This window comes from Caldimonas manganoxidans ATCC BAA-369, assembly GCF_000381125.1.
GTDB classification, from domain to species: Bacteria; Pseudomonadota; Gammaproteobacteria; order Burkholderiales; family Burkholderiaceae_C; genus Caldimonas; species Caldimonas manganoxidans.
Window position 1 is genome coordinate 108,521 of the sequence record NZ_KB905932.1, and the last position, 24,556, is coordinate 133,076.

25 protein-coding genes and 1 tRNA gene are annotated in these 24,556 nt (G+C 68.0%); 8 read left to right on the plus strand and 18 right to left on the minus strand.

Going from position 1 to position 24,556, the window contains the following annotated elements; genetic code table 11:
- Positions 1 to 285: 285 nt before the first annotated feature.
- The 5 genes from ampD to F615_RS0103505 are packed head-to-tail and all read right to left on the minus strand — an operon-like array spanning position 286 to position 5,317.
- On the minus strand, positions 286 to 894 hold the full coding sequence (ampD, locus tag F615_RS0103485) for a 1,6-anhydro-N-acetylmuramyl-L-alanine amidase AmpD (protein WP_019559785.1): 609 nt from the start codon (positions 892 to 894) through the stop codon (positions 286 to 288).
- Positions 881 to 2,395 carry a sigma-54-dependent transcriptional regulator gene (locus F615_RS0103490; RefSeq protein ID WP_019559786.1) on the minus strand — a complete coding sequence of 505 codons (1,515 nt, stop codon included), beginning with the start codon at positions 2,393 to 2,395 and terminating at the stop codon, positions 881 to 883. Before F615_RS0103490 ends, ampD begins: the two co-directional genes overlap by 14 nt.
- The gene (locus tag F615_RS0103495) at positions 2,392 to 4,266 is read right to left on the minus strand and encodes a sensor histidine kinase (RefSeq protein ID WP_019559787.1); all 1,875 of its coding nucleotides are present in this window, start codon (positions 4,264 to 4,266) and stop codon (positions 2,392 to 2,394) included. The genes F615_RS0103490 and F615_RS0103495 overlap by 4 nt, the downstream gene beginning before the upstream one ends.
- Positions 4,263 to 4,496: a PP0621 family protein gene (locus F615_RS0103500; RefSeq protein ID WP_019559788.1), complete on the minus strand. Its 234-nt coding sequence runs from the start codon at positions 4,494 to 4,496 to the stop codon at positions 4,263 to 4,265. Before F615_RS0103500 ends, F615_RS0103495 begins: the two co-directional genes overlap by 4 nt.
- A complete protein-coding gene (locus tag F615_RS0103505; RefSeq protein ID WP_019559789.1) occupies positions 4,493 to 5,317 on the minus strand; it encodes a cytochrome C assembly family protein in 825 nt (274 codons plus the stop codon). Before F615_RS0103505 ends, F615_RS0103500 begins: the two co-directional genes overlap by 4 nt.
- A gap of 73 nt (positions 5,318 to 5,390) precedes the next feature.
- Here F615_RS0103505 and ffh point away from each other — a divergent pair, with 73 nt between their 5' ends.
- Positions 5,391 to 6,755, plus strand: coding sequence for a signal recognition particle protein (gene ffh, locus F615_RS0103510; protein WP_019559790.1), 1,365 nt, complete (start codon positions 5,391 to 5,393; stop codon positions 6,753 to 6,755).
- Positions 6,756 to 6,790: 35 nt separating this feature from the next.
- The gene (locus F615_RS0103515) at positions 6,791 to 7,486 is read left to right on the plus strand and encodes a DUF2726 domain-containing protein (RefSeq protein ID WP_019559791.1); all 696 of its coding nucleotides are present in this window, start codon (positions 6,791 to 6,793) and stop codon (positions 7,484 to 7,486) included.
- Here F615_RS0103515 and ftsY read toward each other — a convergent pair whose 3' ends face one another.
- Complete coding sequence (ftsY, locus tag F615_RS0103520) at positions 7,487 to 8,536, minus strand: signal recognition particle-docking protein FtsY (RefSeq protein WP_026329985.1); 1,050 nt, start codon at positions 8,534 to 8,536, stop codon at positions 7,487 to 7,489.
- 42 nt (positions 8,537 to 8,578) lie between these two features.
- Between ftsY and rsmD the strand changes: the two genes are divergently transcribed.
- Genes rsmD through F615_RS0103535 form a run of 3 tightly spaced genes read left to right on the plus strand, consistent with a single transcriptional unit; the run spans position 8,579 to position 10,037 of the window.
- The gene (gene rsmD / locus F615_RS0103525) at positions 8,579 to 9,220 is read left to right on the plus strand and encodes a 16S rRNA (guanine(966)-N(2))-methyltransferase RsmD (protein WP_051090179.1); all 642 of its coding nucleotides are present in this window, start codon (positions 8,579 to 8,581) and stop codon (positions 9,218 to 9,220) included.
- Entirely contained in the window at positions 9,217 to 9,717 is a 501-nt protein-coding gene (coaD, locus tag F615_RS0103530; protein WP_019559794.1) for a pantetheine-phosphate adenylyltransferase, read from the plus strand. The genes rsmD and coaD overlap by 4 nt, the downstream gene beginning before the upstream one ends.
- Before the next feature lie 17 nt (positions 9,718 to 9,734).
- Entirely contained in the window at positions 9,735 to 10,037 is a 303-nt protein-coding gene (locus F615_RS0103535; protein WP_019559795.1) for a YfhL family 4Fe-4S dicluster ferredoxin, read from the plus strand.
- Here the strand turns inward: F615_RS0103535 and F615_RS0103540 are convergent.
- The 8 genes from F615_RS0103540 to F615_RS0103575 form a co-directional block, all read right to left on the minus strand.
- Entirely contained in the window at positions 10,029 to 10,427 is a 399-nt protein-coding gene (locus tag F615_RS0103540) for a hypothetical protein (RefSeq protein ID WP_019559796.1), read from the minus strand. The genes F615_RS0103535 and F615_RS0103540 overlap by 9 nt on opposite strands.
- Entirely contained in the window at positions 10,424 to 11,053 is a 630-nt protein-coding gene (gene pth, locus F615_RS0103545; protein WP_019559797.1) for an aminoacyl-tRNA hydrolase, read from the minus strand. Before pth ends, F615_RS0103540 begins: the two co-directional genes overlap by 4 nt.
- 79 nt (positions 11,054 to 11,132) lie before the next feature.
- A complete protein-coding gene (locus F615_RS0103550) occupies positions 11,133 to 11,762 on the minus strand; it encodes a 50S ribosomal protein L25/general stress protein Ctc (protein WP_019559798.1) in 630 nt (209 codons plus the stop codon).
- Between the two features lie 79 nt (positions 11,763 to 11,841).
- A complete protein-coding gene (locus F615_RS0103555) occupies positions 11,842 to 12,804 on the minus strand; it encodes a ribose-phosphate pyrophosphokinase (RefSeq protein ID WP_019559799.1) in 963 nt (320 codons plus the stop codon).
- 140 nt (positions 12,805 to 12,944) lie between these two features.
- Positions 12,945 to 13,021, minus strand: a tRNA-Gln gene (locus tag F615_RS0103560).
- 56 nt (positions 13,022 to 13,077) lie between these two features.
- On the minus strand, positions 13,078 to 13,941 hold the full coding sequence (ispE, locus tag F615_RS0103565) for a 4-(cytidine 5'-diphospho)-2-C-methyl-D-erythritol kinase (protein ID WP_019559800.1): 864 nt from the start codon (positions 13,939 to 13,941) through the stop codon (positions 13,078 to 13,080).
- On the minus strand, positions 13,938 to 14,477 hold the full coding sequence (locus F615_RS0103570; RefSeq protein WP_245558311.1) for a lipoprotein insertase outer membrane protein LolB: 540 nt from the start codon (positions 14,475 to 14,477) through the stop codon (positions 13,938 to 13,940). The genes ispE and F615_RS0103570 overlap by 4 nt, the downstream gene beginning before the upstream one ends.
- A complete protein-coding gene (locus F615_RS0103575) occupies positions 14,474 to 16,255 on the minus strand; it encodes a tetratricopeptide repeat protein (RefSeq protein WP_019559802.1) in 1,782 nt (593 codons plus the stop codon). The genes F615_RS0103570 and F615_RS0103575 overlap by 4 nt, the downstream gene beginning before the upstream one ends.
- A gap of 55 nt (positions 16,256 to 16,310) precedes the next feature.
- Here F615_RS0103575 and mutM point away from each other — a divergent pair, with 55 nt between their 5' ends.
- From mutM to mutY, 3 genes are all read left to right on the plus strand, one after another.
- Complete coding sequence (mutM, locus tag F615_RS0103580; protein ID WP_019559803.1) at positions 16,311 to 17,129, plus strand: bifunctional DNA-formamidopyrimidine glycosylase/DNA-(apurinic or apyrimidinic site) lyase; 819 nt, start codon at positions 16,311 to 16,313, stop codon at positions 17,127 to 17,129.
- A gap of 138 nt (positions 17,130 to 17,267) precedes the next feature.
- Positions 17,268 to 19,274, plus strand: coding sequence for a dynamin family protein (locus tag F615_RS0103585; RefSeq protein ID WP_156824526.1), 2,007 nt, complete (start codon positions 17,268 to 17,270; stop codon positions 19,272 to 19,274).
- Positions 19,275 to 19,322: 48 nt separating this feature from the next.
- Positions 19,323 to 20,426: an A/G-specific adenine glycosylase gene (gene mutY, locus F615_RS0103590; RefSeq protein ID WP_019559805.1), complete on the plus strand. Its 1,104-nt coding sequence runs from the start codon at positions 19,323 to 19,325 to the stop codon at positions 20,424 to 20,426.
- Here mutY and F615_RS0103595 read toward each other — a convergent pair.
- The 4 genes from F615_RS0103595 to F615_RS0103610 are packed head-to-tail and all read right to left on the minus strand — an operon-like array spanning position 20,387 to position 24,483.
- On the minus strand, positions 20,387 to 21,013 hold the full coding sequence (locus F615_RS0103595; protein WP_019559806.1) for an LON peptidase substrate-binding domain-containing protein: 627 nt from the start codon (positions 21,011 to 21,013) through the stop codon (positions 20,387 to 20,389). The two genes, mutY and F615_RS0103595, sit on opposite strands and share 40 nt — an antisense overlap.
- Positions 21,010 to 21,912, minus strand: a complete 903-nt coding sequence (rapZ, locus tag F615_RS0103600; RefSeq protein ID WP_019559807.1) for an RNase adapter RapZ — start codon at positions 21,910 to 21,912, stop codon at positions 21,010 to 21,012. The genes F615_RS0103595 and rapZ overlap by 4 nt, the downstream gene beginning before the upstream one ends.
- A complete protein-coding gene (gene recN / locus F615_RS0103605) occupies positions 21,909 to 23,600 on the minus strand; it encodes a DNA repair protein RecN (RefSeq protein WP_019559808.1) in 1,692 nt (563 codons plus the stop codon). The genes rapZ and recN overlap by 4 nt, the downstream gene beginning before the upstream one ends.
- A gap of 4 nt (positions 23,601 to 23,604) precedes the next feature.
- Complete coding sequence (locus F615_RS0103610) at positions 23,605 to 24,483, minus strand: NAD kinase (RefSeq protein ID WP_019559809.1); 879 nt, start codon at positions 24,481 to 24,483, stop codon at positions 23,605 to 23,607.
- Positions 24,484 to 24,556 lie beyond the last annotated feature (73 nt).

Genomic DNA, 24,556 nt, shown 5'->3' on the forward strand with positions numbered 1-24,556 from the left:
TGTGTCACCGTGTCTCGGAACGCGCGCAGGGCATCGCAGTCGAAAACACTATATCTAGTGTACCAACCCCTTTCAAGCGCTACCGATAGTGTCCTGAGGGCACGCAATGCAGGATTGACGAACGCCCCGTTTGGTGCTTGCCTGGCCCGCGCAACACCACGCGAAACACCCCGGATCGGCCGCCCGGCCGCTTCACGACGGCCTGGGCCACGGCATGGCCAAGCACCATGCGGGCTGGCGGCCCAAGGTCGGGCGCAAGACCGCGCCAGGCTTGGTCAAGGACGATCAGGCCGACGCAGCGGCCAAGGGAGCGAAGCAAGCCACCGGCCAGTCCAGGGCACGCTGCAAGCCCTGCCAGTCGAAGGCCGCTCCAGGGTCGGCCTTGCGGCCCGGGGCCACGTGCTCGTGGCCGGCGACGTGGGCAATCGGATACACCGCGCGCAATTCGCGCAGCAGGAGGACCAGCGCACGGTACTGCACCGGAGCGAAGGCTTCGCCCTCCAAGCCCTCGAGCTCGATGCCCACGCTGAAGTCATTGCAGTTCTCGCGTCCGCGGAACACGGAGCGGCCCGCATGCCAAGCCCGCCGGTCGCAGGAGACGAACTGCAACAGCTCGCCATCGCGCCGCACGACGAAATGGGCCGACACCTCCAGCCCGCGCAGCCTCTCGAAATAGGGATGCTGCGAGCAGTCGAGCCGGTTGGTGAAGAAGTCCTCGATCTCGGCTCCGCCGTAGCGGCCCGGCGGCAGGCTGATCGAGTGGATCACGACCAACTCCGGCACGACCCCCGGCGGTCGCGGCCCCTCATTGGGACTGGGCACCGCGCGTGCCCCGGCCCACCAGCCCTCGCGCCAGCGCTGCGCCGGCGTCGGCCCCACATCATTCGGATGCATCGCCGTCGGTGGTCACGCCATGCTCGGCCACGGTCACGCCCAGCCGTGCCATGCGATAGCGCATCTGTCGCAAAGACAGGCCCAGGCTCGCACCGGCGGCCGTGCGGTTGTAGCGGTGCCGCTCCAACGCGCGGATGAGGATGTCGCGTTCGACCGCATCGAGATAGGCTTCCAAGTTGGACGGCAGCGGTGGCTCGCCAGCCACCGTGCTCGGGGCCCCCGCCTGCGGGGCGGGCGCCTCGAGATCTTGGCTCAGGGTATCGCCCTCGGGCTCGTCGGGCAAAAACAGCGCCCCCTCGTCGACCCAATCGCCGCCAGACAGAGCAACGGCTCGGTGCAAGAGGTTCTCCAATTCGCGCACATTGCCCGGGAAGGTATAGCGGCGCAATTGTTCCAGCGCCTGCGGCGCCAGGCGGGGCGGCGGCCACACGCCGGCGTCCTGGGCGATGCGTTCGAGCACCCGCTCGCAAATGGCCGGCAAATCCTCCAGGCGCTCGCGCAGCGGCGGCACACGGATCTGAATGACGTTGAGGCGGTAATACAGATCCTGACGGAAGCGCCCGGCCTGCACTTCGGCAGCCAGATCTTTGTGGGTGGCGCTGATGATGCGCACGTCCACTGGCGTCTCGCTGACCGCGCCCACCGGGCGCACGGCACGCTCCTGGATGACGCGCAGCAGCTTGGACTGCATCGACAAGGGCAGATCGCCAATCTCGTCGAGGAACAACGTGCCACCACGCGCTGCCTGGAAAAAGCCTTCACGATCTTCGTTGGCGCCGGTGAAGGCCCCTTTGCGGTACCCGAAGAACTCGGCCTCCAGCAATTGCTCGGGAATGGCTCCGCAGTTGACGGCGATGAAGGGCTGATCCTGGCGTGGACTGACTTCGTGCACGGCGCGCGCGACCAGCTCCTTGCCGGTGCCCGATTCGCCGGCCACCAACACCGGTGCCATGCTGCGGGCCACTTTGTCGATGAGGCTGCGCACTTGCTGCATGGCCGGGGATTGGCCGGCCATGCGCTCCAGGGCCCGACGTGCCGTGCTGCCGCTGCCGGCAGCGCCTGCGCGCGCGGTCGACCGCGGGGGGGTGGATGCCGCCGTGGCGGGCGCCGACGGGCTGGCCGCGCTTTGGCGCCCCAGCGCCGAGGCAATCACCGAGCGGAATTGCCGCAAATCCACAGGCTTGGTGAGATAGTCATAGGCCCCCGCTTTGAGCGCCTCGACGGCGTTCTCCGGCGAGCCGAAGGCGGTGATCACGATGATCTTCTCACGCCGACCGGCCTGTTCGAGGCGGCGCAGCAAGTCCAAGCCGGTGCCATCGGGCAGGCGCATGTCGGTGATGACGGCGCTGTAGGTGCGGTCGCGCAGACGCGCCCAGGCATCTTCGACGCTGGAGGCGGTCTCTACGTCGTAGCCCTCGCGCAGCAGCGTCAGCTCGTACAGGGTACGCAAGTCGGGCTCGTCATCGACGACCAACAGGCTGTAATGGGAGGCGAGCGTCATGTGTCGAGGTGCAGAGTGGGCGCGCTGGCATCGAGGGCTTCGCGCCGCATGACCAGGTAGAACTCATTGCGCGCGACATGGTGAGCACCGCGCAGCCGGTAGTCGATGGTCGCGCCATAGCGCTCACACAACTCTTTGCAAATATACAAGCCCAAACCGGTGCCACGGCTGCGCGTCGAGAAGAAGGGCTCGAAAAGATAACGCTCGACCTCGGGAGGAATCGGCGCCCCGTCGCTGGCCACGCTCAAGGTGACGACCTGCTCGCCATCGGGGTACAAGTGCACCTCCACGCTGCCGGGCCGGCCGGAGGCATGGCGGTAGGCATTGTCCAGCAGGTTCACGAGCACACGGCGCAGGTGGTCCGGATCGAAGCGCGAACCCACAGGCTGCGAGGGCAGGTTCAGACGCAATGCGCTGTGCTCGTCCGAGGGCAGGCCTGCCGTGCGCGCCCAGTCGTGGCAAATGGTGGCCACCAAGGCGGTCAGATCCACCACCGCGGCGGCCGCCGCCGGCCCCCCCGGGGCGACCTCCATCACGTCATCAACGATGCGCTTGAGCCGCTCGACATTGTCACTGACCATCTGCGTGAGCCGGCGTTGAGCCGGGGTGTCGGCATCCTCGGCCAAGAGCGCATTGGCCTGGGCAATGGCCGCCAAGGGATTGCGAATCTCGTGCGCGATGCCGGCGGAGATGCGTCCCATCGCGGCCAGTTTTTCTTGGCGCACGCGCGCCTGCACGTCGCGCTCGTCTTCCAGAAACAACACACACAGCTCCTCGCTGCTGTCCGGATCGCGCCGACGCGTGAAACGCATGCGCACCCGCAGCACACGCTCCACGCCGGAGTCGAACTTCAAATGGATTTCGCGCCCCGCCGCGGGCCATTGGCCTTCGGCGAAGGCGCGGCGCACCGCCTGGGCCAACGGCTCCCACGCCGGATGAGACTGCAGCGGAAACGGCGCCGGCCGCGCCAGCCCTGAGTCCGAAATGATGCGCCGCGCCGCCGGATTGGCCGCGCGCACCTTGCCGCGGCGATCGACCACCAAAACACCATGGTGCAACTCGTCGATCACCAGCCGATTGAGCTGCGCTTGCTGCCGGGCCAGTTCGAGGCTGCCGCGGGCGGCCAGCTCCTCGCGAGCCAGCCGGCCGGCCATCTCGCCGGCCAAGATCGCAATCACGAAGAAGCCGCTGGCCACCAAGCCGGCCTGTGTCATGAGCACGCCCAGGTCGGCCCCGCGAGCGGCTTCGCGCCAGGCTTCGCCCAAGAGCATGAGCGTGACGGTGGCGGCCACGGCCAGCGCGGTTCGGCGCCGGGTCAACACCCCGGCCATCAGCACCGGCAGCACCAGCAGCGGCACGAAATTGAGCCCACCGCGCGGCGCAAGCAGGTGCAAACTTCCAAAGGCCACCACGTCCACCACGATGGTGCCCAGCCACTGGGTGCGGTTCAGACGCACCGGAAGGCGTCCCAAGCCGCCAGCTCGGCGATAGGCAAACCAAGTGACCAGGGTCAAGACCGCGTAGGCCGCGCATCCGGCCAGCACCGGCCAGGGCACACCGGCCGTCCCCAACCCTGCGGAGGCCAGCTGGGTGCTCAGCAGCAACAGCCCCACCACCACCCGCGCGCCGAGGAAGGCCCGGAAGATGCGCTGGAACGAGGGGATACCCGAACCCAGCAGGCGCCGCGCGTGACGGGTCAGGAAGCGCGAGTCTTCGCTGGGCAAGGTGTTGCCGTCGTTGTAGCGCGATTCCTCGTCGATCTGCGTGTCTTGCTCGACGCCAATCGCCGCGAACCAAGACTCGGGCGCGGGACGTTCGTCCGCCACAGGGCGGCGCTGCGTGGCGCGTCGTGGGGCGAGCCTGCGGTTCATCGCGGACCGGCCAGGCGGTGGGCCGCGCTGCAATAGTGGCGCCCGTCGTCGCCCGTGATGGCCTCGTCCCGTGGCAGGTGCAGCCCACAGTGCGCGCAGTCGACCATGGTCTGCGTCCGCGCTCGAGGGCCGGCCGCCCGGGACGCCGCCGCCCCGGCATCGCGCCGGCGTCCGCTGCGCAGCACCCACACCAGCGCCATCACCACCACCAAGACGACGAGATATTTCACGATGCCGCCCCCACGGACACAGTCCGATGCAGCAAGACTTCCATCACGAAGCGGGAGCCGACATAGGCCAGCAACAACAGGCCCGCACCGGTATACAGCCAGCGCGTGGCCATGCGCCCACGCCAGCCGAAGGCACGACGCCCCGCCAGCAAACCGGCGAACACCGCCCAGGCCAAGATGGAGAACACCGTCTTGTGATCCCAGCGCCACGGGTCGGCAAACCACCAGCCCAGCACGAGCGCCGCCGACAACACCACGAAGCCCGCCGCAACGAATCGAAAGGTCAGCTTTTCCACCCGCAGCAAGGGCATGCCCAGCGGCGCGGGCGGCAGCACACCGCGGCGGATGCGCATTTGACGCTCTGCATGCGACAGCAGGCCCGCATGCAGCACGGCCGCGCCGAACAAGCCATAGGAGGCAATGCCCAGCACCCAATGCAGGGGCATCCAGGGCGAGTCGGCATGCGCCCGCACCTCGCCCGGAAACGCCAGCATCAGCAACACCGCCGCGGCGCCCAGTGCGGCCAGCCACCGCTGCACGCCCGGCAGCGGCACGAAGCGGCTCTCGATCGCATAAACCGCCAGCACCAGCCACAACGTGGCCGACAGCGCCGGTGCAAAGCCGAAGCGGGCCCCGTGCAAGCCCGAGCCTGCGGTGTCCAGCACCAGAGCCAGTGCATGGGCCACCCAGCCCACTGCCAAGGCCCAGCGCAAAGCGTGCACCGTCCGTGGGCTGCGCAGGGCCGCCAGGGCATAGGCCAGCAGCGCGATGCCGCCGGCGGCCAGCGTCAGGAAGGGCAGACCAAGGTCGGCGCTCAGCATGCGAGACGAGGATCTAGAATCATCCGCACAGTGTACTTTCGCGGCCGGCTGCGCTGGCCCGGCCGCCTCTTCCATGGCCTCCACACTTTCCGAACGCCTGTCTCGGCTGGTCAAGCAGATGCGCGGCCAAGCCCGCATCACCGAAAGCAACGTCCAGGACATGCTGCGCGAAGTGCGCATGGCATTGCTCGAAGCCGACGTCGCGTTGCCCGTGGTACGCGACTTCATTGCGCGCGTGAAGGAGCGCGCGCTCGGGCAGGAGGTGGTTGGATCGCTGACGCCCGGACAAGCGCTGGTCGGCGTGGTGCACAAGGAGCTCGCCGCCACGATGGGCGAAGGCGTCAGCGACCTCAATCTCGCCACCCAGCCGCCGGCCGTGATTCTGATGGCCGGCCTGCAAGGCGCCGGCAAGACCACCACCGCCGCGAAACTGGCCCGCCACCTGATTCAGTCGCGCAAGAAAAAGGTGCTCACGGTCTCCGCCGACGTCTACCGGCCCGCGGCCATCGAACAGCTCAAGACGGTCACCCGGGCCGCCGGCGCCGAGTGGTTCCCCTCGCAGCCGAGCGACAAGCCCTTGGACATCGCCCGCGCGGCGCTGGATCATGCCCGGCGCCATTATTTCGATGTGCTGATCGTCGATACCGCCGGCCGTCTGGCCATCGACGAGGTGCTGATGGCGGAAATCCGTGAGCTGCACGCAGCGCTCAAGCCGGTGGAGACGCTGTTCGTCGTCGATGCGATGCAAGGCCAAGACGCGATCAACACCGCGCGCGCGTTCAAGGAGGCGTTGCCACTGACGGGCATCGTGCTCACCAAGCTCGACGGCGACTCGCGCGGCGGGGCCGCGCTGTCGGTGCGCGCAGTCACCGGCGCGCCGATCAAGTTCGCCGGTGTGTCCGAAAAAATCGACGGCTTGGAGATCTTCGACGCTCAACGCCACGCCGGACGGGTGCTGGGCATGGGCGACATCGTCGCCCTGGTCGAGGAGGTGCAAAAAGGCGTCGACATGGAGGCCGCCCGCAAGCTGGCCGAAAAGGTGAAGTCCGGCGACGGCTTCGACCTCAACGACTTCCTGGCGCAGATCAGTCAGATGAAGAAGATGGGCGGATTGGCTGGCCTGCTGGACAAGCTGCCCACGCAGATTGCCGCCAAGGCCGGCCAGGCCGATATGGCGCGTGCCGAACGCGAGGTGCGCCGCATGGAAGGCATCATCAACGCCATGACGCCCTTGGAGCGCCGCAAGCCCGAGCTGATCAAGGCCAGCCGCAAGCGCCGCATCGCCGCCGGCGCGGGCGTGCAGGTGCAAGAGGTCAATCGCCTGCTCAAGCAGTTCGAGCAAATGCAGGGCATGATGAAGAAGATGAAAGGAGGCGGCCTGATGAAGCTGATGAAACGCATGGGCGGGATGAAAGGCCTGCCCGGGCTGGGACGCTGAGTCCTCCGCCCTGCCTTGCCGAGATCGAACTGGCCATGGAGATGATTCTGCTTCTGGGGCTGGCCGCCGTCGTGCTGCTGGGCCTGGTGTTCTGGCTCACGCGCCGCCCCGCCTCGGCCAGCAGCACACGGCCGCGTGCGGTCGAAGCGCTGGACACCCTGATGGCCTGGCAGCCCAGCCCCACGCGCCTACTGACCGGCCCCGAGCGCGAAGCCCATGCGGTGCTGCGCCGCGCCCTGCCCGAGCACCTGGTGTTCGCCCAGGTGCCGCTGGCGCGCTTCCTCAAAGTGCCCACACGGCATTCCTACACCGAATGGCTGCGGCGGGTCGGTCAGGTCTGCGCCGACTTCGTGATCTGCGAAGCCAACACCTTGGCCGTGGCCGTGGTCGAGGTGCGCCCTCCCGAAGGTCGGGACAGCCCGCGCGCCCGCAAACGACAGGCCCGCATGGAGCGGGTCGTGCGCGCGGCCGGATTGCCGCTGCATGTCTGGCATGAAGGGCAGATTCCCGATGTCGAGCAAGCTCGCGCCTCGATCCTGCAGTCCCTGGGCTTGCTCACCACCGAGGAAGGCGCCGCCCACGTGAGCACGCGCGGGGCGGAACATCCCGCCGGCGCGCGCCGACCGATGGCCACGCCCGAGACGACCGAGCCGCCTTCATCGACCTGGTTCGACGACCTGGATTCCGCGCCGACGCCACTGTCGCCGCCCCACTCGGCGCGGCGGCCCTGATCAGCTCAGCAGCGCCTGTGCGAACTCGCGCGCCTGGAAGGTCTGCAAGTCTTCCAGCTTCTCGCCCACGCCGATGAAATAGACCGGGAGGGGCCGCTCACGAGCCAATGCGGCCAGCACCCCGCCTTTGGCCGTGCCATCCAGCTTGGTGACGATGAGCCCGGTGAGTTGCAGAGCGTCGTCAAAGGCCTTGACCTGCGCCAAGGCGTTTTGGCCGGTATTGCCGTCCACCACCAACAGCACCTCGTGCGGTGCGCTGGGATCGGCCTTGGCGATCACGCGACGGATCTTCTTGAGCTCCTCCATCAGGTGCAATTGGGTGGGCAAGCGTCCAGCGGTGTCGGCAATCACCACATCGCAAGCACGTGAGCGGCCGGCGGTGACCGCATCGAAGCTGACCGCCGCCGGATCGCCGCCTTCCTGGCTGACGATTTCCACCTGGTTGCGATCGGCCCACACCGACAGCTGCTCGCGCGCGGCGGCGCGAAACGTATCGGCGGCGGCCAGCAACACCTTTTGCCCGGCAGCGGCCAAATGGTGCGTGAGCTTGCCGATGCTCGTGGTTTTGCCGGCCCCGTTGACGCCGACCACCATGATCACCGTGGGCTGGTGTTCGCCCAGCATCAATGGCTTTTCCAGCGGCGCGAGCAGTTCGGCCAGCGCATCGACCAGCAGGGCTTTGACCGCGGCCGGATCGGTGGCCTTGTGCTCCTTCACGCGCCGTCGCAAGTCGCTCAACAGGAACTCGGTGGCCTTCACCCCTGCGTCGGCCATCAGCAAGGCCGACTCCAGCTCTTCGTAGAGAGCCTCGTCGATGCGCGTGCCGGTGAAGACCTGCGAGAGGCTGCTGCCGGTCTTGCGCAGGCCGTTGCGCAGGCGCTCCATCCATGAGCGGCGCACACCGGGTTCGGCCGCTGGCGGCGTTGGCGTCATGTCCGCGGGCGAGACTGGCGGCGCCACCGCCGTGGCACCCGTCGCCGGTGCCGGCTCGGCCGCCGCAGGCGTGGGTGCAGGAGGCGTAGGAGTCTTCTTACGGAAAAAGCTGAACATGGAAAGATCGAGGTTTTCGGGCTCGATTCTAGAATCCAGGCCGTGCCTGCCTCCCGCCCTCCCGTCCCCCCCCGGCCCGACCGCCGCGCAGCGGCCCACGAGGTGCGCATCATTGGCGGCCGATGGAAGCGCAGCAAGCTGCCGGTGGCCGACCGCCCTGGGCTGCGCCCCACCCCCGACCGCGTGCGTGAAACCCTGTTCAATTGGTTGGGACAGGACTTGAGCGGCTGGCGCTGCCTGGATGCCTTCGCCGGCAGCGGGGCCCTGGGACTGGAGGCCGCCTCCCGGGGGGCTGCGCACGTGTTGCTGCTCGAACGCGATGCGACCTTGGTGCGCAGCCTGCGCGAGACGGTGCAAAGACTGGGGGCCGGCGGCGTCGACATACAATGCGCCGACGCCCTGGCCTGGATGCGCCAGCATGTCCGCCCCGAGTGGGATTTGATCCTGTTGGATCCGCCCTTCCAGTCCGAGGTGTTCACCACCGCGTTGATGGCGGCGCGGCCCTTGCTTGCCAGCGGCGGGCTCATCTACCTCGAAGCCGATCGGGCCTGGTGCGAGGCGCAGGCCGCCGCCCTGGGCTTGAGCCTGTGGCGCCAAGGCCGCGCTGGCGCGGTGCACTATCACCTGCTGCGCCTGGCCCCGCCTACACTGGCAAGCTGCGACCCTGCGCCCAAGACATCATGACCCGCTCCGACCGCATCACGGCCGTCTATCCAGGCACCTTCGACCCCATGACCTTGGGACACGAAGACCTGATGCGCCGTGCCAGCACCTTGTTCGATGCCCTCATCGTGGCCGTGGCCGCCGGACACCACAAGCGCACGCTGTTCTCCTTGGACGAGCGTCTGGAAATCGCCCGCGAGGCCGCGGCCGCCCATCCCAACGTGCAGGTGATGTCTTTCGCCGGCTTGCTGCGCGACTTCGTCCTCTCCCAGCAAGCCAAGGTCGTGGTGCGGGGCCTGAGGGCCGTCAGTGACTTCGAATACGAGTTCCAAATGGCCGGCATGAACCGTCAGCTGATGCCGGAGGTGGAAACGGTCTTCCTCACCCCCTCGGATCAGTACCAGTTCGTCTCGGGCACGTTCGTGCGCGAAATTGCCATGCTCGGTGGTGATGTTTCCAAATTCGTGGCACCCTCGGTGCTGGAGCGCCTGCGCCACAAGGTGACTCAGGCTCACTGACGACGACGGGGTGGCCCATGGCCCTGATGATCACCGATCAATGCATCAATTGCGACGTCTGCGAGCCCGAGTGCCCGAACCAGGCGATCTCGATGGGGCCGGAGTACTATCAGATCGACCCGCAACGCTGCACCGAGTGCGTCGGGCATTTCGATGCGCCCCAGTGTGTGCAAGTCTGCCCGGTGGAATGCATCCCGATCCATCCCGACTACCAAGAGGATCGAGACACCCTGTGGGCCAAATACCAGCGCCTGCAAGCCCAAGGACGGGCCATGGCGCCAGCCAGCGCCCCGGGCGAATCGGCGCCGCGCTCAGCCTGAGGCGGGCCGGGTCTTGGGGCGCTTGGGCGGCTTGGGCAGCCTCACCTTGAAATCCTTGGGCCGGCGCGAGCGGCGCGTCTCCGACGGCGCCGCAGGCGCAGCCGCCTGCGGCGGCTCCTCGGGCAAGCGCTGTGCCGCCCGCAACGCCTCCTCGCGCCGCAGCCGCTGCTGCTCCAGCTCGTCGGCCATCCAGCCCTGGCGCAAGCCGTGCTCCCGCGCTTGCCATCGCTGTTCGTCGGTGCGGGGGTCGGCCAGGTCCGTGCGCAGCTTGGCGTCGGCGCACGGCCGGTCGCTGTACTGCGTGCCGCATTGATACACCGGCTGGGCCGCAAGCCACGGGGCCACCAAGGCCCAGACGACCCCGACCCACCCCGGCACGGCGCGGCTCATGGGTGGGGGGCCGCAGGGCTGTCCTGCGGGGCACGGGGGGCCGCCGGCCGGGCATGGATGAGACGCGAGGCCAGCTCCATCTCACCGCGCAGCATCGGCGCCAAGGCCTGCTTGGATCGCGCGATGCAGGCTTCGATGGCTTCGCGCTCGGCTGCCGGCGGCTTGCGCAGCACGTAGTCGGCCACCTCGGCCTTCACCCCTGGGTGGCCGATGCCCAGACGCAGGCGCCAAAACTCCGGGCTGCCCAGCTGGGCCTGGATGTCTTTCAGGCCGTTGTGGCCCGCATGCCCTCCGCCGCGCTTGAGCTTCATCTGGCCCGGCAGCAGGTCGAGCTCGTCGTGCACGACCAAGATTTCCTGCGGCTCGATCTTGAAAAAGCGTGCCAACGAGGCCACCGAGCGGCCTGACAAATTCATGTAGGTCTGGGGCTGCAGCAGCCACACCGCAGTGTCCACCCCGGCCAGGGGACGGTTCACCCGCGCCACCAGCCCTTGATGGGCGCGTTCGGGCAGCAGACGCACGCCCAGCTCACGGGCCAGCTCGTCGATCCACCAAAAGCCGGCGTTGTGCCGTGTGGCCTCGTATTGCGGCCCAGGGTTGCCCAGGCCCACCAGCAGTCGAATCATGGACGCCATTATTGCCGCGGCTGCAGCAACGAAAAACCCCGCCGAAGCGGGGTGTGGCCAAGCGCTCGCCGAGAGTGGCTCACTTCTTCTTTTTCGCGTCTTTGCCTTTGGCCGGAGCCGCCGGTGCGGGGGCGGGAGCGGCCACGACCTCCTCCACGGGCTCGACCACCGACACCACGGCCGGATTGGGCTTGCCATGGGTGACCACCTTGATGCCCTTGGGCAGCTTCAGGTCATTGACATGCAGGGTCTGGCCTTTGACCAGTTCACCCAGATCGACCTCCAGGAACTCCGGCAAGGCTTGCGCCAGGCACTGGATTTCGAGTTCGTTCAAGATTTTGTTGACCAGGCACTTGTCGGTCTTGACCGCTGGCGAGTTTTCTTCGTTGACGAAATGCAGCGGCACCTTCTTCTGGATCTTGGTCTTGGGATCGACGCGCTGGAAGTCGACATGCAGCACCTGGGGCTTGTACGGGTGCATCTGATAGTCGCGCAGCAAGACCTTCTCGACCTTGCCGGCCAGCTCCATGTCCAGAATCGAAGAATGGAAGGCTTCTTTCTTCAGCGCAAAGAACAGCGCGTTGTGATCGAGCTCGATCGGCTGGGGCGAACCGGCCCCATAGACGATGCCGGGCACCTTGCCGGCACGACGCAGGCGGCGGCTCGCTCCGGTCCCCTGCACAGTGCGCTCGTAAGCGACGAATTTCATGCAACTCTCCAATGAGTCAGCGTCCGCGACCAGACGCAAGAAACGGGGGGCTCGAAGGCCGCCCCACCCATGAACCGGATCAGAAGTTGTTGTTCTGCTCCGAGAACAGCGACGTGACCGACTCGCCGTCGGAAATGCGGCGAATGGTCTCGGCAAACAGGAAAGCCACCGAGAGCTGGCGGATCTTGGGAATGGAGCGCGCCTCCTCGGCCAGCGGGATGGTGTTGGTGATCACCACCTCGTCGAGTTCGGAATTGCGAATGCGCTCCAGCGCCGGGCCCGAGAACACCGGATGCGTGCAATAGGCATACACCGACTTGGCGTTGCGCTCTTTGAGCACCTCGGCAGCCTTCACCAGCGTGCCGGCGGTGTCGATCATGTCGTCCATGATGACGCAATTGCGGTTCTCGATCTCGCCGATGACGTGCATCACCTCGGACACATTGGCCTTGGGCCGACGCTTGTCGATGATGGCCAGATCACAACCGAGTTGCTTGGCCAGCGCACGCGCGCGCACCACGCCGCCCACGTCGGGCGACACCACCACGAGGTCGTGGTAGTTCTTGCTCTTGAGGTCCGACAGCAGCACCGGCGAGGCATAGATGTTGTCCACCGGGATGTCGAAGAAGCCCTGGATCTGGTCGGCGTGCAGGTCCATGGTCAGCACGCGGTTGACGCCCACGGCTTCGAGCATGTTGGCCACGACCTTGGCGGAAATGGGCACGCGGGTGGAGCGTGGGCGGCGGTCCTGGCGGGCGTAGCCGAAGTACGGAATCACCGCGGTGATGCGCCGGGCCGAGGCACGCTTGAGCGCATCGACCATGATGAACAGCTCCATCAGGTGCTCGTTGGTCGGCGCGCAGGTGGGCTGGATGACGAAGATGTCGCGCCCACGCACGTTTTGCTGGATCTCGACCGCGACCTCGCCGTCGGAGAAACGGCCGACCGAGGCCCGACCCAGCGTCAGGCCCAGGTGATTGGCGATCTCGAGGGACAGTGCCGGATTGGCGTTGCCGGTGAACAGCAGGGTGTCGGACAGCATCGTGGGCTCCGTCGGACCGGCACCGGCAAGAACCGGCGCTTCAGTGCGGCCCCCGCGGTCCGTGGCTCGGGGGCCCGTGCAAAAACCACAGAACCTCTGGATGATCCCCGCAGGGCTCGTCCAGAGGTTCTAGAAGAAGGTGGCAGGGGAGGAAGGATTCGAACCCTCGAATGTCGGAATCAAAATCCGATGCCTTGACCAACTTGGCGACTCCCCTACACCGGCCATCGCCTGGGCCTCCAAGCCCTGACGCCGGCCGACAACTCGTCGCGCTCAATCCGAAACCCAACCCGCAAGGGGATGTCGCTCCAGACTGCGGCACCTGCGCCACTGCCACCCCTCGGGCACATCAGGACCCTGCAGGCTGACACCGGTTGCGGCGCCAATTTTCTCGCCAACCCATGCGAACACCGCACTGCCCGAACCCGTCATGCGGCTATTGCCGCACCGCTGCTTCAAGCATTCCAGGGCTTGACCAACCGACGCACAAAGCGCAACCGCTGCCGCTTGCATGTCGTTCCTGCCAAATCCCCGGGGGTCTGCAAGAAAGTCCGCAACTATAGCAGGTTTTGTGTCGCGTACCAAGAGGGGGCTGGCAAAAAGCTCGCGGGTGGCCAAGCCTTGCGGGGGTTTGAGCACTTCCAGCTCGGCCGCCGGCAGGTCCAACGGGGTCAAGCGCTCGCCGATGCCCTCGACCCAGGCCGGTCCCGGCCCCAGGAAGAAGGGCACATCCGCGCCGACCGTCGAGCCCAACTCGATGAGCCGAGCACGGGGCCAGTGCAAGCCCCACAGGCGGTTCAGCGCGATCAACGTGGTGGCCGCATCCGAGCTGCCGCCGCCCAGACCGGCGCCCCAGGGCACGCGTTTGTCGAGGTGGATGTCCGCGCCGTAGCGGGTGCCGCTGGCCCCTTGCAAGGCGCGGGCCGCGCGCAGGCACAAATCGTCGTCGGGCAGGCGTGCGCCCAGGTCGTGCCGCCGCAGCCGGCCGTCGTCGCGACGCTCGATGTGCAGGACATCGCCCCAATCGATCGGCACGAAGACCGATTGCAGCAAGTGATACCCGTCGGCCCGCCGGCCCACCAGATGCAAAAACAGATTCAGCTTGGCCGGCGCCGGCAGGTCGTAACAGGCTTTCATGAGTCCAAACGGGCGCGCACGATCACCGGCACCGGAGCAGCGCGCCGCGCCACGATCAGCCCTTGGTCGGCGCCGTCGAGCTCCACCGTCCAGCCCAGTTGCTCGAAGCCCGCGCCGCCTTCGCGCGGCCGGCTCGAGGCCCCCGGCCAGGGACGGGCACGCAACCAATCGAACAGGGCGGCCACCGGCAAGGATGCCCCCACGAGCTCGCGGGTGAGGTCCTCCAAGCCGGCATAGTCGTAGCGCTGCCCGCGCATCAGCACCCAAGCCGCCCCGGGTTGCCAGGCGGCCACGGCCATCACCGTGCCCAACGGACTGGCCAGGCGCAATTCGCCCCGGTCGGGGTGGCCCAGCAGCTCGAAGACGGCCGTGGTCGAGCGCACACCTTCGGGGGCATCCACCCGCACGGCCAGGCGCCCCGAGGCCGCCAAGGCCAAGGCCTCATCGGCGCTGGGCAGGCTGGCGCAGCCGGCCAACACGGCCAGCACCACGCCAGCCCAGCCGGCGCGCCGCACCGCTGCGGCCCCGCGCCTCACAGATCCACCCCAAATCGGCGCAAGGTCTCGCGCAGCACCTCGTTGGACGCATCACGCGCCTGCCCTTCGCGCCAGATGCGCCGCGCCTCCTCGTGCCGCCCCAGCACCCACAGCACTTCGCCCAAGTGCGCCGCGATCTCGGTGTCCGGACGCGCTCGATAGGCGCGTTGAAGGTGTTGCAGCGCTTCTTCGCGCTGGCCCAGGCGGTATTTCACCCAGCCCAGGCTGTCGACGATGAAGGGCTCATCGGGCGCCAAGAACAACGCTTTTTCGATGAGGGCGCGCGCTTCGTCCAAGCGCAGGTTGCGGTCGGCCAGCGTGTAGCCCAGGGCGTTGTAGGCGTGGTAGTGGTCGGGCTTGAGCTCGATGACCCGCCGCAGCAGTTCCTCCATGCGGTCGATGCGGTTGGTCTTTTCGGCCATCATGGCCTGCTCGTACAGCAGGTCCACGTCATCGGGAAAGCGTTCATTGGCCTGCCCCAACACCTGATAGGCCCGCGGCCACTGCTGCTGGTCACGCAACAACTGGGCCTCGGCCAGCAGCTTGGCGCGCGCCATCTGGGGCTCGTCTTCGGGCAGGCGGCGGATCAGCGCAATGCCTTCGTCGAGCCGGCCTTGCCGAGCCAGCAAGGAGGCGCGACGCTGCTGCACGCTCAGCGCCGCGGCCGGGTCGTCCACCCGTGCCAGCCACTGTTCGGCCTGCTGCATCAGGCCACGCGACTCGGCGGCCTGGGCCAGCATCAGATAGGCCTGCGTCAGACCCTCGGTGGTGACGGCCGTGGACGCATCGTCCGAACTCGGCGCCGCAGCCCCAAGCTCGACATAGCGACGCAGCGCCTGTTCGGCAGCCTCGAGCTCCTTGAGCTCCAGCCGCAAGGCGCCCAGGCTGAGCCAGGCCGGCGCCAACGCGGGGTCGTGCCGCAGCGCTTCGTCCAGTTGGGCTGCGGCCTCGACATAGCGCTGCTGGCTGACGAGTTGGCGCACATAGCCCAGGCGCAGGGCATGCCCTTGCGGTCGCGCCTGCAAATAGGCCGCCACCACGGCATCGGCTTGCGGCTGTTGGCCCACCAACTCCAGCGCAATGAGCGCCGGCCCCTCGGCAGCCGGGTCGATCTGCTGGGCCTGCCGGGCCAGTTCCAGCGCCTGCAGCGGCTCCCGCAGCAGCAGGCGCATGCGCGCCTGGGCCACCAAGGCCGCAAGACGGGTGTCCGGCTGCGCCAGATAGGGCCGCAGCACCGCATCGAGCATGGCCACCACCTGCGGCAATTGCGCCGCGCGGGCAAATTGACGCGGCAGCAGTGCGATCGCGTGCGCCCGCTCGGCCGGCGCGGTGCGCTCCAGCATGGTCTGCAAGGGTTCTTGCGCCTGCGCCACTCGACCCAGGCCCACCTGGATTTGGGCCAGGTAGCGCAAGGCATCGAGCGACTGGGGCACGACAGCACGCCAGGCCTGCGCCGCCGCCAGGGCTTGCTCGCCAGCACGGGCTTGCAACGCAATGTCGGTGGCCCGCTGAAACAGGCGCTCGTCGCCGGTCTTGCGTGCGGCATCGAGCAACAGTTCGTAGGCCGTACCGGCCGCGCCAGCGCGCAGCTCCATCTCGGCAACGAGGAGCTGGTAGAACAAGGCCGCGTCCAGGCTCGAGTTCACGACGGCCGACTCGGCCGCGCTGGGCGTCGGGGCGGCCGAGGCGGCCTGCGCCCGCGCCGGGGCGCCCCAAAGCATGGCCTGCGCGGCCAGGGCCGCGACCAGCACTCGCACATTCAGGGCACGCATGGGCATGAGCAACTCTCCTCGACGTCGATTGGATTCTAAGGACGCCCGGATAATTCCCTGCATGCCCGAACTGCCCGAAGTCGAAGTCACCCGGCAAAGTTTTGCCGCTCAGCTGCTCGGCGCCCGCGTGCTGGACGTGCGCCTGGGCAAGCCATTGCGCTGGCCCTTGGGATGCGCCCCCGAGTCTTTGCAGGGCCAGACGGTGGGCGAAGCCTGTCGCCGCGGCAAGTACCTGTGGCTGCCGCTGGACCGCGGTGGACTGCTGATGCACTTGGGCATGTCTGGCTCGCTGCGCTACGAACGCATGCCTCAGCCGCCGGGGCCGCACGACCATTTCGATCTGTGGACGACCCACGGCCTGCTGCGGCTGCATGATCCGCGACGCTTCGGCGCCGTGGTGTGGTCGCAGTCGCTGGAGACCGACCCGGCGCGCAAGCTGTTGGCCGCCTTGGGTGCGGAGCCGCTGGAGCCCGGTTTCGATGGAGCCGTGCTGCACGCCGGCCTGCGCGGACGCCGCTTGGCCATCAAACAGGCCTTGCTGGCTGGGGACGTGGTGGTGGGCGTCGGCAACATCTACGCCAGCGAGGCCCTGTTCACCGCGGGCATCGACCCGCGCACCCCGGCCGCTCGGCTGAGTCGGCCGCGCTGCGAGCGCCTGGCGCAAGCCATCCGCGAGACGTTGAGGCGCGCACTGGCGGCCGGCGGCTCCACGCTGAGAGACTTTCGCAATGCTCAAGGCCATGGCGGCGCCTACCAGGACCAAGCGCGCGTCTACGGCCGCCAAGGGCTGCCGTGTCTGAACTGCGGCACACCGATCCGTCGCATCGTGCAAGGCCAGCGATCCACCTACTTCTGCCCGCAGTGCCAAACCCGCGGCTGACCCGGTGCCCCACCTCACAAGGTGTGGTCGCCGCTGCGGTCGTGACGAAGGTCCGTCCGGTGGCGACCCGAGGCAACGCCGCTGGCAAGCCATGCGCTACCATGCTTGCTTCCATCTCGCATGCCCGGTATGGCCGCCATGTCCTCTGCCGCTACGTCACCCTCGTTCGCGCTGAAGTTCGATGCCTTGAGTTTGTGGCGCGCCGATCTCGAGATCCAGCTGCAGGAGTTGTCGCGCTTTCTCTTCGACCATGATTTGCTGGACGAGCCGGCAGCGGACTTGCTGGAGTCTTTGCAGGCCCGGCTGGCCCGCGATCGCCTGGTGGTGGCCTTCGTCGCGGAGTTTTCCCGCGGCAAGTCCGAGCTGATCAACGCGATCTTCTTTGCCGACACCGGCCGACGGATCCTGCCGGCCACGCCTGGGCGCACCACGATGTGTCCGGTGGAGCTGAGCTACGACCCCGACGAGGCGCCATCGCTGCGCCTGCTGCCCATCGAGACGCGATTGGGGACGGCGTCGCTGGCCGAGTTGCGCCTGCAAGACGACGCCTGGGTCCAGGTTCCACTCGACGTGAAGCGGCCCGACGAACTGGCCGAGGCGCTGACCCGCGTGATGGCCACGCAGCGTGTCTCGCCAGAACAAGCCCGTGCACTGGGCTTCTGGGATGAGGAGCGAACCCAGGACAATCCGCCGCTGGGCGAAGACGGGCTGGTCGAGGTGCCGGCCTGGCGACATGCCATCATCAACTACCCGCATCCGCTCCTCAAGCGCGGCCTGGTGATCCTGGACACGCCGGGCTTGAATGCCATCGGTGCCGAGCCCGAGCTGACCGTCAGCCTGTTGCCTTCGGCGCATGCCACCGTGTTCATTCTGGCGGCCGACACCGGCGTGACGAAATCCGACCTGGCGATTTGGCGGGATCATCTCTGCGGCCAGCCGCTGGAGCGCTACGTGGCGCTGAACAAGATCGATGCGCTGACCGATCCGCTGAGCTCGCCGGCCGAAGTGGAGGCGCACATTGGCCGACAGCGCGCCCAAACGGCGCAGACGCTGGGCATCCCCGAGGAGCGGGTGTTTCCGATTTCGGCCAAGCTCGCGCTGGCCGGCCGTGTGACCGGCGACGCCGACGACCTGCGCGCCAGCCGCCTGCTGGAGCTGGAGGACGCGCTGGGCCGGCAGTTGCTGCCGCATCGCAAGGAGGTGCTGGCGCAACTGGTGATCGACAGTGCCGGCCGGCTGGAGGCGCAGATCGGCCGCCGCCTGGCCGACCGTCGGCGGCAGTGCGCCGAGCAGTTGCTCGAACTGCGCGGGCTGCGCGGCAAAAACGCGAGCATGGTCGAGGTGATGATCCGTCGCGTGGAGGCCGAAAGCAGGGAGTTCGAACAGTGCATCGCCCATGTACAGGCCATGCGCTCGGTGCACTCGCGCATGCTCAAGGACGCGCTGGTGGGCATCTCCAGCGATGTGGTGCGCCGGCACACCGAGGTGCTGCAGGAGCGGCTGCGTTCGGCCATTCTCAATTTCGGCGCGCGCAAAGCTTTCGCCGAGATGGCACACACGTTGCGTGCCAAGCTCGACGAGGCCCAGGCCAAGGGCCACGAGATCCATGCCATGCTGGGCGCGTCGTTCCAGAAACTGAATGCCGAGTTCGGGTTCGGCCTGGCCATGCCGGCCGCCCCCGACCTCTCGCGTTTCATGCGCGACCTGGAACTGATCGAGCGCAACTACACGCAATACTTGGGGCTGTCGCATGCGCTGCGCTTGTCCAACGAGCGCTTCATGTCGCAGTTCCGCCGCATGCTCGTCTCCAAGCTGCGCGTGGTGTTCGAAGGCGCCAGCGCCGAGCTGGAGCTGTGGAACAAGACCGCCTCGGCGCAGATCGACACGCAATTGCGCGACCGCCGCCGCAACTTCAAACGCCGCCGCGAAACCCTGGAGCGCGTGCGCAGTGCCGCCGCCGAATTGGAAGCCCGCGTGCATGAGATGGAAGCCCAAGAAGTGCGCATCCGCGAACTTCAGGAGCGCCTGCACCGCCTGGTCAGCCGCCTGCAGCAGCTGGCTGCCGCCCCCTTGCCCGCGGCAGACTTCGAGCCATTGACGCTCGATCTGGATCTCAGCACACAGTCGGCGCCCTTGCAGGCCTGAGTTCGGTCGCTCGAGCGTGCTCCCGTACACCGCCCGCAGCCTCGGTACATGTCGCGCCCAGCTTCGTCCATCGCCTTGCTGCGTCGAGCTTTCGCGCCGGCCGTGATCGCTTGGCAGCGCGAGCACGGCCGCCACGATCTGCCCTGGCAGCGCAGCCGAGAGCCCTACCGTGTCTGGCTGTCGGAAATCATGCTGCAGCAAACGCAGGTGAGCACGGTGCTGGCCTATTACGAGCGCTTTTTGCAGCGCTTCCCCGACGTGCATGCGCTGGCCCGCGCCAGCCATGACGAGGTGATGGCCGCCTGGAGCGGGCTGGGCTACTACAGCCGTGCGCGCCATCTGCATCGCTGCGCCCAAGTGGTGGTGGCCGAACACGGCGGGCAGTTCCCGCGCACGGCCCAGGCGCTGGCCGAGTTGCCGGGCATCGGTCGCTCGACGGCGGCGGCCATTGCGGCCTTCTGCTTCGGCGAGCGTGCAGCCATTCTGGATGGCAATGTCAAGCGGGTGCTCACGCGCGTGCTGGGCTTCGGCGAGGACCTGGCTCAGGCCCGTCACGAGCGCGCTTTGTGGGACGAGGCCACCGCATTGCTGCCAGCCCACGACATGGCCACCTATACCCAAGGCCTGATGGATCTGGGTGCGACGGTGTGCACGGCACGCTCGCCGCGCTGCGCGCAATGTCCGGTGCGGACTTGGTGTGCCGCACATGCCCAAGGCCGCCCCGAGGCCTACCCCGTGCGCAGCCGCAGGCTGCGGCGTGGGCGTCGTGAGCATTGGTGGTTGTGGTTGGAGCACGAAGGCCGGGTATGGCTGCAACCACGGCCCGCCGGCGGCGTGTGGGCCGGCCTGCACAGCCTGCCGGAATACGACAGCGAGGCCGCCTTGCGAGCGGACTGGCCGGGGCCGCTGATCGCCTGGCCCAGCATCTCGCATGCGCTGACACATTTCGACTGGCTGCTGCACCCCCGCCAGTGCGTGCTGCACGGTCCGCAGCCGCAGCCTCGCGGTCCGGGGCAATGGGTCGCCTATGAAGCCTTGGAGGACTGGGGCCTGCCAGCGCCGCTGCGCAAGCTGCTGGCCTTGCGCAACGCGCCGTCGGGCGCGACGCGCCCTCAGGGGCCGCCGATGATGCCCTTGCTGCGCAAGAATTGATCGACCAACTTCAGGCGCACCTGCGGGTCGTCCAGTTCCATCAGGCGTTGGCGCGCAATCAGCGGGATCGGCAAGATCTCGCACCAGCGGTTGGCGATCCAGCCGGCATCGTCGAAGTGGAAGGGCTCCAGGAAGGGCAAAGGGCCGCGCTGGCGCAACATCTGGATGGCATTGGCCAGGGCCTGTGCGCTGGCCAGATGCTCTTTCTGCGGCAGCACGGCCGCATCGGGCGCCAGCCATTGCACCTCGGCCCACCACAGCCCGTCCTCGCCTTGACGCGTGGACAGGATGCGGAAACGCTGCGAGCCTCGGCAGCGCACCTGCAGGATGCCGGCCTGCTCGCTGTCGACCTCGATCAGCTCGGCCAGGCAGCCCACGGCCTCGAAGGCCACCGCCTCGCCCGGGCGGCGAACCTCATGCCCTTGGCGCAAAGCCACCACGCCAAAGGGATGCTGGGTGCGCAAGCTGCGGCTGACGAGGTCGAGATAGCGCGCCTCGAACACCTTCAGGCTCAGCAAGCCCTCGGGGAACAGCACGGTTTGCAAAGGGAACAGCGGCAGCGCGGAAGGGTCAGGCAGAGCAGTCATGAAGCAGCGTCACGCGCATCGAGTTCGCGGTGACGAATGAGGGTGGAGCCGCGCGCCCGGAAGCGCTGGGCCAGTTGTTCGACGAGGTAGACAGAGCGGTGCTGCCCGCCGGTGCAGCCCACCGCCACGGTGAGGTAGGCGCGCTGGTCCTGCTCGAACGCGGGCAGCCAGCGGCGCAAGAAGGCCTCGATCTGGGCCACCATCTCGGCCACCTCCGGCTGTTGTTGAAAGTACGCGATCACCGGCGCGTCGCGCCCGGTGTAAGGGCGCAAGTCGCGGTCGTAATAGGGGTTGGGCAGCATGCGCACGTCGAAGACGTAGTCCGCATCGAGCGGCACGCCATGTTTGAAGGCGAAGGATTCGAACACCAGCGTCAGCGAAGCCGCCGGGGCCTGCACGATCTGGCGTATCCACTGGCGCAGTTGGGTCGGGCGCAGCTCGCTGGTGTCGATGATGGTGGACAGCTCGCGCAACTCGGCCAGCAGCTCGCGCTCCAGCTCGATGGCCTCGATCAGCGCGCGCTGGGCAGTGGGGTCGGCCGCCGAGGGGTCCGACAGCGGATGGCGGCGGCGGGTTTCCGAAAAGCGCCGCACCAAGGTGTCGGTGGAGGCATCGAGAAAGACCGGCCGCACCGCCACACCCTGCTCACGCAGCCGCGCCAGGGCAGGCTTGAGCAAGGGCAGCGACTGCACGGCCCGCACATCGGCCGCAATCGCCACACGGGCCGAGCCTTTCTCATGCACGAGTCGCACGCAGGGCTCCAGCAGCTCCGCCGGCAGGTTGTCCACGCAAAAATAGCCGGCGTCTTCCAGCGCGTGCAGCGCCACCGACTTGCCCGAGCCGGAAATGCCGGTGATGAGCACCAGCTCGCGCCACGCGTTCGTCGCCGCCGGGCTCATCCGCGCCTCCGTGCCCGCGGCGGCTCGGCCGGCTCCAGCGAGGTGGCCGCCGTGGCCAGCATTTCCTGGGCATGCGCGAAGCTGGTGCCCGACCGCTGCTGCCCCCCCAGCATGCGGGCGATCTCGGCCACCCGGTCCTCACCGAAGACCGCGCGCAAGCCGCTGGTGGTGTGGCCTTCCTGGGTGGTCTTGCTGACCACCCAGTGATGATCGGCACATGCGGCCACCTGGGGCAGATGCGTGACGGCCAAGACCTGGCGGTCGCGCCCGAGCTGCTTCATCAAACGCCCCACCGTGTCGGCCACCGCGCCGCCCACGCCAGCGTCGATCTCATCGAAGATCAGCGTGCCGGCCTCGCCCAGCTGGCTGGTCGTCACGGCAATGGCCAGCGCGATGCGAGACAGCTCGCCTCCGGAGGCCACTTTGGCCAGCGGCCGCGGTGAGCTGCCGGCATGACCGGCCACGAGGAATTCCACGGTCTCCAGGCCATAAGCCTGAGGGGCCTCGTTGGGCACCAGCACCACCTCGAAGCGGCCCCCGGCCATGCCCAGCCGTTGCATCGCCTCGGTGACGGCTTGCGCCAGGCGAGGCGCGGCCTCGCGGCGGGCCCAGGACACCTCGCGTGCGGCCTGGTCGTAGGCTTTGCGGGCCTGAGCCTCGGCTCGCTCCAGCCCTTGCAGGTCGCTGGCCGCCTCGAGCCGGGCCAGTTCGTCCTTCCACCGGGCCCACAGCCCCGGCAAATCCGGCGGGGCACAGCGGTAGCGACGCGCCAGGCCCATCCAGCTCGACAAACGCTCGTCCAGCTCTTGCAGGCGCGCTGGGTCGAGCTCGCCACGGCGCAAGTAGGCATTCAGGCTGTAGGCGGCATCCTCGAGCTGCGCCTGGGCGCTGCGCAAGACCTCGATCACGTCGGCCAGCGAGCCGTCGTAGCCGACCACGGCCTCCAGGCCGTCGATGGCACGGGCGGTCAACTCGTCGGCGCTGCCCTCGGACTCCGACACCGCCTGCAAGGCGGCCTGCACCGCATCGAGCAGGGCCTGGGCGTGGCTCAGCCGCCGATGCTCGGCATCGAGCTCGGCCCATTCGTCCGGGCCCGGCGCAAGCTTGTCCACCTCGCCGATCTGCCAGGCCAGGCGCTCGCGCTCACGCTGCAAGTGATCCTGGCCGGCGCGGGCGTCTTGCAGCGCCTGGGCCGCCGCTCGCCAGTCCGACCAGGCGCGCGCCAGCGGCGCCAGGTCGCAGCCCGCATAAGCGTCGAGCAACCCCCGCACCGCGTCGGGCCGCGTCAGGCTTTGCCAGGCATGCTGGCCGTGGATGTCCACCAGGTGCTCGCCCACGGCCTTGAGCTGGGCCACGGTGGCCGGACTGCCATTGATCCAGGCACGGCTCTTGCCCTGGGCATCGATGCTGCGCCGCAACAACAGCAGCTCATCGGTCTGGAACCCGGCTTCGTCCAACCAGGCAGCCAAAGTGGCGGGGCTGTCGAATTCGGCGCTGATCTCGGTGCGCGACGCGCCCTCGCGCACCACGCCGGCATCGCCGCGCGCGCCGAGTGCCAGCTGCAAGGCATCGATCAGGATGGATTTGCCGGCCCCGGTTTCACCGGTCAGCACGGAAAAGCCAGGCCCGAACTCGACCTCGAGTTCTTGAACGATGACGAAATCCTTCAGGGCGATGCGGCGCAGCATCGGCTCAAGCCCCCAAACCTTCGTTCCAATGGAGTTTTTTGCGCAGCGTGGCGTAATAGCTCCAGCCACGCGGATGGAGAAAGCGTACCCGGTGCGCCGAACGTCGCACGCGCACGACGTCGCCGTGCAACAGGCTGGCCAGGCTTTGCATGTCGAAATTCACGCTCGTGTCGCGCCCGCCGACGATCTCCACGGCCACCTCGCTGTCGTCGGGCAGCACGATGGGGCGGTTGGACAGGGTGTGCGGCGCAATGGGCACCAGCACCCAGCCGGCGATGTCCGGATGCAGGATGGGTCCGCCGGCGGACAGGGCATAGGCCGTCGAGCCGGTGGGCGAGGCCACGATGAGGCCGTCGCAACGGATGTTGGCCATGAAGTCGCCGGCCACCTCGATGCGCAGCTCCACCATGCCGGCGGTGGCCCCGCGGTTGACCACCACGTCATTGAGGGCGAAAGCTTCGAAAATCACTTGGCCATCGCGCACGACCTGGCCTTCGAGCATGCTGCGGCGCTCCTCCTCGAAGTCGCCGCCCATCACGGGCCCCAGCACTTCGCGCACCTCGCCCACCGGAATGTCGGTGATGAAGCCCAGGCGGCCTTGGTTGATGCCCACCAGCGGCAACCCATGGCGCGCGACCTCGCGTGCAATGTGCAGCATGGTGCCGTCGCCGCCCACCACGACGGCCAGGTCGCATTCGCGGCCCATGCCGTCTGCATCGAGCATCGGATAGCCGCTCAAGCCGGTGTTCATCGCGGTGTCATGCTCGAGCGAGACCTCCGCCCCCTGGCGGCAGATGAACTGGGCAATGTCCTCCAGCACCCCGCGCATGCCCTGGGCCTGGTATTTGCCGATCAGTGCCACGTGACGGAAGCGGGATTTCATGGGCGCGATTACACCACAGCGCCGGCGCCGCCCAGGATCGATCGCCCCCCCCGCCCGACCCGGGAATACGCCC

What these genes read in the sequence shown, in the direction of transcription:
- F615_RS0103490 (WP_019559786.1), bottom strand. Translation starts at nt 2,395, where the DNA reads ATGACGCTCGCCTCCCATTACAGCCTGTTGGTCGTCGATGACGAGCCC.
- mutY (WP_019559805.1), top strand. Translation starts at nt 19,323, where the DNA reads ATGTCGCGCCCAGCTTCGTCCATCGCCTTGCTGCGTCGAGCTTTCGCG.
- F615_RS0103540 (WP_019559796.1), bottom strand. Translation starts at nt 10,427, where the DNA reads ATGAGCCGCGCCGTGCCGGGGTGGGTCGGGGTCGTCTGGGCCTTGGTG.
- F615_RS0103495 (WP_019559787.1), bottom strand. Translation starts at nt 4,266, where the DNA reads ATGAACCGCAGGCTCGCCCCACGACGCGCCACGCAGCGCCGCCCTGTG.
- ispE (WP_019559800.1), bottom strand. Translation starts at nt 13,941, where the DNA reads ATGAAAGCCTGTTACGACCTGCCGGCGCCGGCCAAGCTGAATCTGTTT.
- F615_RS0103535 (WP_019559795.1), top strand. Translation starts at nt 9,735, where the DNA reads ATGGCCCTGATGATCACCGATCAATGCATCAATTGCGACGTCTGCGAG.
- F615_RS0103575 (WP_019559802.1), bottom strand. Translation starts at nt 16,255, where the DNA reads ATGCCCATGCGTGCCCTGAATGTGCGAGTGCTGGTCGCGGCCCTGGCC.
- F615_RS0103550 (WP_019559798.1), bottom strand. Translation starts at nt 11,762, where the DNA reads ATGAAATTCGTCGCTTACGAGCGCACTGTGCAGGGGACCGGAGCGAGC.
- F615_RS0103585 (WP_156824526.1), top strand. Translation starts at nt 17,268, where the DNA reads ATGTCCTCTGCCGCTACGTCACCCTCGTTCGCGCTGAAGTTCGATGCC.
- recN (WP_019559808.1), bottom strand. Translation starts at nt 23,600, where the DNA reads ATGCTGCGCCGCATCGCCCTGAAGGATTTCGTCATCGTTCAAGAACTC.
- ffh (WP_019559790.1), top strand. Translation starts at nt 5,391, where the DNA reads ATGGCCTCCACACTTTCCGAACGCCTGTCTCGGCTGGTCAAGCAGATG.
- ampD (WP_019559785.1), bottom strand. Translation starts at nt 894, where the DNA reads ATGCATCCGAATGATGTGGGGCCGACGCCGGCGCAGCGCTGGCGCGAG.
- F615_RS0103610 (WP_019559809.1), bottom strand. Translation starts at nt 24,483, where the DNA reads ATGAAATCCCGCTTCCGTCACGTGGCACTGATCGGCAAATACCAGGCC.
- ftsY (WP_026329985.1), bottom strand. Translation starts at nt 8,536, where the DNA reads ATGTTCAGCTTTTTCCGTAAGAAGACTCCTACGCCTCCTGCACCCACG.
- F615_RS0103595 (WP_019559806.1), bottom strand. Translation starts at nt 21,013, where the DNA reads ATGACTGCTCTGCCTGACCCTTCCGCGCTGCCGCTGTTCCCTTTGCAA.
- rapZ (WP_019559807.1), bottom strand. Translation starts at nt 21,912, where the DNA reads ATGAGCCCGGCGGCGACGAACGCGTGGCGCGAGCTGGTGCTCATCACC.
- F615_RS0103505 (WP_019559789.1), bottom strand. Translation starts at nt 5,317, where the DNA reads ATGCTGAGCGCCGACCTTGGTCTGCCCTTCCTGACGCTGGCCGCCGGC.
- coaD (WP_019559794.1), top strand. Translation starts at nt 9,217, where the DNA reads ATGACCCGCTCCGACCGCATCACGGCCGTCTATCCAGGCACCTTCGAC.
- F615_RS0103555 (WP_019559799.1), bottom strand. Translation starts at nt 12,804, where the DNA reads ATGCTGTCCGACACCCTGCTGTTCACCGGCAACGCCAATCCGGCACTG.
- pth (WP_019559797.1), bottom strand. Translation starts at nt 11,053, where the DNA reads ATGATTCGACTGCTGGTGGGCCTGGGCAACCCTGGGCCGCAATACGAG.
- F615_RS0103515 (WP_019559791.1), top strand. Translation starts at nt 6,791, where the DNA reads ATGGAGATGATTCTGCTTCTGGGGCTGGCCGCCGTCGTGCTGCTGGGC.
- mutM (WP_019559803.1), top strand. Translation starts at nt 16,311, where the DNA reads ATGCCCGAACTGCCCGAAGTCGAAGTCACCCGGCAAAGTTTTGCCGCT.